The sequence below is a fragment of the Fibrobacter sp. UWCM genome (assembly GCF_900129735.1).
Classification (GTDB): Bacteria; Fibrobacterota; Fibrobacteria; order Fibrobacterales; family Fibrobacteraceae; genus Fibrobacter.
In genome coordinates this window covers 1-8,351 of sequence record NZ_FQWR01000043.1, presented here as the reverse complement: position 1 = coordinate 8,351, position 8,351 = coordinate 1, and the positions used below count along the sequence as shown (strand labels likewise).

Genomic DNA, 8,351 nt, shown 5'->3' with positions numbered 1-8,351 from the left:
GTACCATCGTTTCCGAAGGTGAGGCCAATTATAGAATTTTCTGGAAGTTTGGCAAGGGTTTTTCTCGAAAAAATTTCACTTTTTTTCATTTTTCTCGAAAAAACCGGTAAAAACCACCTTTTGGCCAGATTATCAACATATTATTCACGAAGTGTAAGTTTTTTCTACCATTCCCGTATAATTCTAGCATGAGATTCCTGTTCCCGGAAGCCGTCACACAGTGCCTAGCAACCAGAAATCTGCATTGCCAGTTCGTGCGCTCATTTTATTACATACAAAATAATACACACAAGTTCGCAACAACATTTTATTATGTTGTTCAAAACTCAAGGAGAGCGTCAGCAATCGCTTCAATTGCAAAAAGAAATGCCCACGGAAATTCATCCGCGGGCACCTTTCTCATTTGGACATTGGTGAGAAAAAGATTCTACTTCACATCGATTTTTCGCATCTGCACACCGCCCGCAGTCTTGACGCGCACAAAGAAGACGCCCTTGCCTAGAGTTTCGCTGGCGAGCCGTATATTGCCGCGTGCAGGGCGTTCCATTTGCATTACACTCTGGCCGCGGCTGTTGAACACGCTTACGCTGTGCACATTGCCCAAGCCGTTGTTTATAGCCCAGCCGCCGTTTTCGCGGAAAAGCATGTTGCCAGCGAGAGCCTTGCCCGCAGAAATCACGCCCTGTTTCGGCGTGGCGGTAGTGAGCAGAACTGCGGTGATAGACTTTGCAGGGAGCTTGAGCGAAACCTTGTTGCCAGTTGCGCTGGCGGTTCCTGCCTGTAGCGCATTTTCTGTATGAGAAACGAACGTTTCGCCCTTGAGGTTCTGCAATGTGAGCGTCTTGACCGCTCCATCGGTGGCGGCGAAGTTCGCTAGATCAAGGTTGATGTCTTGGGCGTCCTTCTCTGCGCGGTTCACGAAGATAACCGTAAGCGAGTCACCCTTGTTGCTGATGGAACTGTAGGCCGACACCAGCGAGTCGTTGCTGGAGGTGGACTGCACGCGATTCGGGTGGCCGTAGCGGCTGAACAGGTGGACCGTTTCGTACATGCCGTCGCCCCAGGTCCACGGGGTAAAAATCTCCACGCCGTTATCTTGCATGGTTCCGAGGAACGACGCGTAAGTGAGGGCCGTTACCATGGGGTCGTTGTCAATAATGCTTGTTTCGGTAATGCCGAGCGTAATGCCGTGATCCTTGCCGAAGTACTTTTCGAGCCAATTGTTGATGCGCACGAAGATGTAGGACCTGTAGCCCTTCTCCTTGTCGCTCCAGTCACACTTGCCTGTCGCGCAGCGCACACCGTTACCGCCCTTGTAGTAGTAGGTGGTATCGAACAGCACGCGGTGCCAGTTGACACGGCTTTCGTAGTCCTTTTCGGTGGGGTACCAGTGGATGTCGAATACGTCGAGAAGTCGTGTGCCGCTCGCTTTTTGCGCTTCGGCGATTTTCTTGGTGAAAAATTCGAGCCAACAGTATTCCTGGCCGTCGATCTTGGGCCTGCTTTCGTCGTTGTAGGCATTGATGTGACACCATTGCCATTCGTTGGCGACTACGGGGCCGGTGAGCTTGATATCGCCCCAGGCGGCGCGCGCCTTCTTGGCCACGTCGATATAGCGTTCAACGAGGAAATCTCCGGTTACGGGCAAGTCCAAATCGTTGTGGGTTCCGCGCCAGATTTCAATTTCGTTGTCCATGCTCCAGTATTTAAAACGGCTCATGTCGTACTTGAGTTCATCCTTCCAGTGCGGGATGATTCCCACGGTGGAATCGGCGGGCCATTCCATGTTGTAGAGTGAGGCGTCGCCAGCCTTGATGAGCGTCTGGCCGTCTTCCGATACTTCGCCGCCACCCGCAAGGTCGAATGTCTGTGACGGATACGAGCCGTGTTCTTGTTTCCAGTTCCAGTCGGGGAAATTGTATTCGGTGCTGCTTGCCGCGTAGCCCGTGAGCTGGAAGCCGTACATCGCGTCGACTCCCGGCATCTTGTCGAGCACCTTTTTCGCGGTGATGTCCCAGTCGTGCGCATAAACGTTGTTGAACCAGTCCGGGTGAACCGTCATTTTGTGGCTCCAGTTGTAGCGCGTGGAGTTGTTGCCGTTGTTCGCGCGCATCATGTGTATGCCCGCGTCGAGCATCTGGGCGATAAAAGCTTCTTCGTCCGCGTCGCTTGCGGCGTCCGTATCGCTGATTTTGTCGATGTTTCGCCCGTAAATGTATGGCGAAATCTTCTTGATGCCCGCATCTGCATCGACGGTAACATTGATGGCGAGTGCGGGAGAGACAGCGAGCAGCGAACCGAGTGCAGCACCCGCGAAAAACTTTGAATTACCCATAAACAACACCTCTAGCCGCGTTTTGACCGCGGCTTTCCCGTAAATATATACTCGAAAAATGGTAAAGTTCAAGAAAAATGCTTGCCTGTGGACAAGCATGACAACAGTCACGTTTTTCTTTGAAAAAAGCGGCTACTACGGAATATACTTTGCCTTTCCATTCTGCTTGCGATTCTTTTCGCGTTTAGCCTTGCCCTCGGCAAGCATCCTGTCGAAAGCCTCGGTCTCTTCAATCTCGCGTTCTAGTGCATCGTTTGTACCATGCCCGCTCCCCAACCATTCGACGATTCTTTTACCACGTCCCTTCCTCAGCCACTCATTAAGTTTTCTATGCGAAAGCAGGCACAGGACAACGAACACCAGGAGCGAATAGCCGGCCCTTTCCGCAAAGGAGAATCCGTGCGCCTGGAACACCGATTCACGGAAGATACTCAAGGATACCTTTTCAGAATCGGGATAATAGCGGAACTGAGAGAACAGTATCTTTTCACGTTTGTCTATATCACACTTGAAATAGATATACGGTTTATACGAGCCAAATTCATTACCATATCCGGCAGTCGCAAACTGGCAATCTTCACGCGCCACCGTACAGGAATCAAGTTGGCTATTGAGGTAGACTATCTGCGAATCTACGTAGTCGCGGACATACGCGCTATGCAAATTCGTTACCGTCTGGAAATCAAGCCTCCTTATATCCGCATCCTCAAAAGCGGAACGCGGACCAATTCTGGCCTCGATTGCAAAAACAATCATGGGAGCAGCAATGGCTAGCGGAAGTATTTTTCGGATTTTTGTTTTCAGGGATTTCATTTCAGCCCTCAATCACTAAAATAGGTGCGGTGATTATAGACTAGGTTGATCGAGACTCTGCGCCCTTCGCCCCAGTCTTCGCCATAGGTCCAGTCGTAGCGCAACATCAGGGACAGCCAATGAGTCTTGGAACTAAGCGCAAACAGATTGAGCCCAACATCACCGCCCATGTACCAGCCGCTATAGTCCCCGTCAAAGCCCCAGCCCCAGACAAAATCAACGAACAGACCCTTCGTCTGCGAGAACCTGTGAACGGATTCAAACGCCCACCTGGATTGGGTTGTACCCATAGTCCCTTCCAGGCCCAGAAGCCAGGCGTGATTGTCCGAGAAACCCCATATGACATCGAAGCGCACGTCCGGATACCAGTATCCATAAAGATCCCTGCCACCTGCGGACCCTTCTAGCCCGACATAATCAGAAAAATTGCACAGCATGTCCGAGAAGAAACCTAAGAACAAACCGGAGAAGGAATCAGCTTTTTCAGTTGCACGACACGCTTCTGTGTGTGTCATACGTGAGTCAACCACCTCGTTAGTGGGGACGCTAAGTTCCGTATCCGAGTCCATAACCTTATTCACTAGCGAATAGGCGATGATTTCCAGATCGTCACCTGGCATGAACTTTTTATGCACTCCCCGAACGACCTCGTCACCCTCTATGCGCATCATCCCCAGCCAATAGGCTTCTTTCAACTTTAGCAGGACCATCTGGAGCTTGGTCCCGCGACGGTGTTCGACAAGTTGGTACCCGAGTTCCCCGAGGGCCGTTTCCGTATTTCTGGCAGCAAGCCTTGCCGTACTGTCATCCACATCCACGAACACGGGATCCATAAAGAAAACCTCGGACGGTTTGTCGCCCTTGTAGTCCCTGGGAGCCTTCCGGAAATTTTTCACAAGCATTTTTTTCACGGCATCGTCGGCGTCGTCCATCCCCGCAATCACGACAGAATCATCTTCAATACCGCCGCCCGGCAAGATCTTTTTCATCTGTATGGTACGTTTCGCCGGACCGGATGCAGAAAAGGAGACCGCAAAGGTTTTACTTTCTAAACTAGGAACGTGCCCTAATTCCGCCAGATAGACCGCAGCCATAGCCTAGAGTTTTTTCGCCGAAAGGTCCCATTCACCGTCGGCATCCCCTTCGATGACCTGCACACCCGAAGCCCCTGCGCACACAGCAATGAAAACGAACAAAATAATAGTGCGGGCAATCAACGGCATAGAATAAAAATACAAAAAGGACTGCATCGCTGCAGTCCTTTGAATGTTTTTGGATCCTATCGCGTCCTTACGGACGCTCCAGGATGACACGCCTAATTAGATTTCCTCAATCGATGCGTGGTATTCCTGCAGGCTCTTCACAGCACCGTGGCCGTTGCGGGCGGCGGCGATGCCCTTGACGGTGTTGTAGGCACCGGCGAGGGTCGTGATGTACGGAACCTTGTACTTGATGGCGGCCTTGCGGATAGCGCTTTCGTCCTTGATGGCGTCGCGCTTTGCCCACGGCGTGTTGATGATGAGGTTCACCTGCTTGTTCAGGATGATATCGAGGACGTTCGGGCGGCCTTCAGCAATCTTGTTCACCACTTCGCACTTGACACCGGCGGCTTCGTAGAACTTGGCGGTACCTTCGGTAGCGTAAATCTTGAAGCCGAGCTTCTGGAATTCCTTGCCGATTTCGATGGCCTGTTCAGACAAATTAACCTTGTCGGAGAGGCTAATCAGCACGGCACCTTCGTTCGGGAGGAAGGAACCTGCGGCTTCCTGGCTCTTGTAGTAGGCCAGGGCGTAGTCGTCGGAGAGGCCGAGGACTTCGCCGGTGGAGCGCATTTCGGGGCCGAGAACCGGGTCCACCTTCGGGAACTTGTCGAACGGGAACACAGCTTCCTTGGCACCATGGTGGTTGAACTTCTTTTCCTTGAGTTTGAGGTCTTCGAGCTTCGCGCCGAGCATGAGGCGGGTAGCGAGGCGGGCCATCTGGGTGTTACAAACCTTGGAGACCAGAGGCACCGTGCGGCTTGCACGCGGGTTCGCTTCGAGCACGAACACCTTGCCGTCTTCGATAGCGTACTGCATGTTCATGAGGCCGCACACGTGGAGGGCTTCAGCAATCTTCCTGGTGTAATCCTTGATGGTCGCGAGGTTTTCCTTGGTGATGGTCACCGGCGGGATAATGCAGGCGGAGTCACCGGAGTGGACACCGGCAAGTTCCACGTGTTCCATCACGGACGGGATGTAGACGTGTTCACCGTCGGAGAGCGCGTCGGCTTCGCATTCGAGAGCGTTGTGGAGGAAGCGGTCGATGAGGAGCGGACGGTCCGGGGTCACGCCGACAGCCTTCGCCACGTATTCGCGGAGCATGTTTTCGTCGTAGATGACTTCCATGCCGCGGCCGCCAAGCACGAAGCTCGGGCGGATCATCACCGGGTAGCCACCGATCTGCTTGACGCAAGCGAGGGCTTCGTCGATGTTCGTGGCCATGCCGCTTTCCGGCATCGGGATGCCGAGCTGGTCCATCATCTTGCGGAACAGGTCGCGGTCTTCGGCGATGTCGATGGAGTCGATGCTGGTACCGAGAATCTTCACACCTTCGTCGGAGAGGGCGCGGGCGATGTTCAGCGGGGTCTGGCCACCGAACTGCACGATCACGCCGGCCGGCTTTTCCTTGTGGTAAATCTGGAGAACGTCTTCGAGGCAGACCGGTTCAAAGTACAGCTTGTCGCTAGTATCGTAGTCGGTAGAAACCGTTTCGGGGTTGCAGTTCACCATGATGGTTTCGTAACCCATTTCGCGGAGAGCCATGGCAGCGTGGCAGCAGCAGTAGTCGAATTCGATGCCCTGGCCGATTCTGTTCGGGCCACCGCCGAGAATCATGATCTTCTTCGGGTTGGTGGAAGCGGTAGATTCGTCCTTGCAGTTGTAGGTGCTGTAGTAGTAGTACTGGTCCTTCACGCCGCTCACCGGCACTGCGCACCAGCCTTCGACCACGCCGAGTTCGGTACGCTTCTTGCGCACGTCCTTTTCGCGGATGCCGAGAATCTTGGCAATATACTTGTCGCTGAAGCCGTCCTTCTTGGCCTTGATGAGGAGTTCATCGGCAGGCAGACGGCCCGGAGTCTTGAGCATTTCTTCTTCGACTTCCACGAGTTCGCGCATCTGCTGCACGAAGTAGGCCTTTTCGTAGGTGGCGGCGAAGATTTCTTCCCAAATTTTCTTGTTGAAGTCCAGATGTTTCTTTTGGGCGTTCCCCACTAGCGTGGGTCGGGCTATATTGCAAGGCAACCCGTGCGCACCTGCGGCACGCCCGCGTAGCTCTTGCAACCAAGCCTCGCTTCGCGAGTCTTCGCCCCAAGGGGCCACTATCCCTAACGCATTTTCAACCACCTTAACTCGAATAGTTATGATATAATGGAATTCATCAGAAGACAAACGATGAAGTTTTTTTTGCAATATCTGCGCCATAGTCTTTTTCTTTTTTTTCTTACGATTTTTGTACGAAAAAAGATATATTTGTTTTTAGAAACCATAAGTCACATTTGTAACGGATTTTTTATATGAACACAAAAGAATACAAAGAACTTTTGGCTTATGAATTTTTATGGAGCAAAGAGAATTCCACATTAAAAAAAATGTCTCTAACCCTCAACAACGGTTCACTTCTAGCTTCTGAAAAACTAAAAGAGGAAATGTTTTTTGATGATGCCGAATTATATGAAATTGATAATGCATTGAAAGAACGAGCTAAAGCATTCTCCGTTCTCTTCAAAAACGATGAACGTTTTCCTAAAGGTTTACTTAATGTCAAATACCCCTTAGGAATGTTCTATTACAAAGGAAACCTCGATCTCTTAAAAAATGTATGTGTATCAGTAGTCGGATCAAGGCACGTGAGTCCTAAAGGAAAAATTAGAACCGAAAAACTTATTAAAGAACTTCATTCAAATACCACCATTGTTTCAGGTTTAGCAAAAGGTGTAGATACCGCGGCCTTAACTACAGCAATCAGCCTTGGGAAAAAAGTTATAGGAGTTATTGGAACCCCTATTGACCATTATTATCCAAAAGAGAATAAAGAACTCCAAGATGAAATTGCAACCAATCATCTGCTCATCAGCCAAGTTCCCCTTTACAAATACGACAAGCAATCTTTTGTGACAAAAAAATTGTATTTCCCAGAACGTAATGTTGTTATGGCTGCAATCTCAGATGCAACTATAATTGTAGAAGCGTCGGAAACAAGCGGAACACATTCCCAAGCGAAAGCCTGTTTTGACTTGGAAAAAAAATTGTTCATCCTCAATTCATGTTTTGAAAATCATGAAATTACTTGGCCAACAAAGTATCTAGAAAAAGGTGCAGTAAGGGTAAGGGCTATAACTGATATAAAAATTCTTAAGGACTAGGGGGTTATGCATATGGCGTGGGAAAAATTAAGCGGGACTTCAGTCGGTTTAGAAGATACAGATGAGATTTGGAGATACGAAATATATTGCCCTGAAGAACGGGACGATTATTTCAGCGATTTACACAATTTAAAAAAATCTACCGATAAAAAAGAAAAATATGAGTGGCGCTATAAAACAGAAGCAATTGCTAAATGTAGTGGATTCTTAAAAGAATTCCGATTTCAAGCGGAAAACCCTTTTATTATTCCGATGCCCCCGTCAAAGAAAAAAGGAACCCCAGAATATGACAATCGATTAGTGCAGATAATCAAAAATGTGACAAACGTAACTTGTCTAGATATTTTTGATGTAAAGGAGAGCGTCGAAAGCACTCACAAGTCAGAACAAACTAAAGATCTAATCGCAATACAGAACAATCTTGTGATGTCAACAACTGAAAAAATAGAAATACCGGATTTAGTGTATGTGCTAGATGATGTACTTACAACAGGAACTCATTTTAAAGCTATAAAGAATAAAATTTTGGAAATAAAACCAGACATCCGTGTTATTGGGTTATTTTTTTACAAACCCGAAGGTCCCCTAGACTACTATAAATACCTTCGAGAAAACAATAAGAACGGGTAAAGAAAGGCTGGTTTCATTACTGCACTGAAAGTGCAAGGATTTAACCATTTATTGGACAATAAACTTATTTTTTGGTAACGTATATTTTCTTTCGCAAATTCCGCTAAGGGGGTAAAAAAATAGGATGTTCCAATTTTTAGATTTGAAATAACCACAAATCAAACACAA

Annotated in this window: 6 protein-coding genes and 1 pseudogene; 2 read left to right on the top strand and 5 right to left on the bottom strand. The window is 49.1% G+C overall.

Going from position 1 to position 8,351, the window contains the following annotated elements; all coding sequences use genetic code 11:
• Positions 1 to 427 precede the first annotated feature (427 nt).
• From BUB22_RS15615 to carB, 5 genes and pseudogenes are all read right to left on the bottom strand, one after another.
• Positions 428 to 2,335, bottom strand: a complete 1,908-nt coding sequence (locus tag BUB22_RS15615; protein ID WP_073116581.1) for a glycoside hydrolase family 44 protein — start codon at positions 2,333 to 2,335, stop codon at positions 428 to 430.
• Between the two features lie 135 nt (positions 2,336 to 2,470).
• Complete coding sequence (locus BUB22_RS15610; protein ID WP_073116580.1) at positions 2,471 to 3,091, bottom strand: hypothetical protein; 621 nt, start codon at positions 3,089 to 3,091, stop codon at positions 2,471 to 2,473.
• Between the two features lie 65 nt (positions 3,092 to 3,156).
• Positions 3,157 to 4,242, bottom strand: coding sequence for a hypothetical protein (locus BUB22_RS15605; protein WP_073116578.1), 1,086 nt, complete (start codon positions 4,240 to 4,242; stop codon positions 3,157 to 3,159).
• A gap of 3 nt (positions 4,243 to 4,245) precedes the next feature.
• Positions 4,246 to 4,371, bottom strand: coding sequence for a hypothetical protein (locus BUB22_RS17200; protein WP_256374641.1), 126 nt, complete (start codon positions 4,369 to 4,371; stop codon positions 4,246 to 4,248).
• A gap of 96 nt (positions 4,372 to 4,467) precedes the next feature.
• A pseudogene (gene carB, locus BUB22_RS15600) lies at positions 4,468 to 6,354 on the bottom strand (carbamoyl-phosphate synthase large subunit); the annotation flags it as partial.
• Positions 6,355 to 6,704: 350 nt separating this feature from the next.
• Here carB and BUB22_RS15595 point away from each other — a divergent pair.
• Together BUB22_RS15595 and BUB22_RS15590 are read left to right on the top strand one after the other, a co-directional pair.
• Positions 6,705 to 7,553, top strand: a complete 849-nt coding sequence (locus tag BUB22_RS15595; RefSeq protein WP_073116576.1) for a DNA-processing protein DprA — start codon at positions 6,705 to 6,707, stop codon at positions 7,551 to 7,553.
• A gap of 12 nt (positions 7,554 to 7,565) precedes the next feature.
• Positions 7,566 to 8,183, top strand: a complete 618-nt coding sequence (locus tag BUB22_RS15590; protein WP_175547316.1) for a hypothetical protein — start codon at positions 7,566 to 7,568, stop codon at positions 8,181 to 8,183.
• Positions 8,184 to 8,351: the final 168 nt, after the last annotated feature.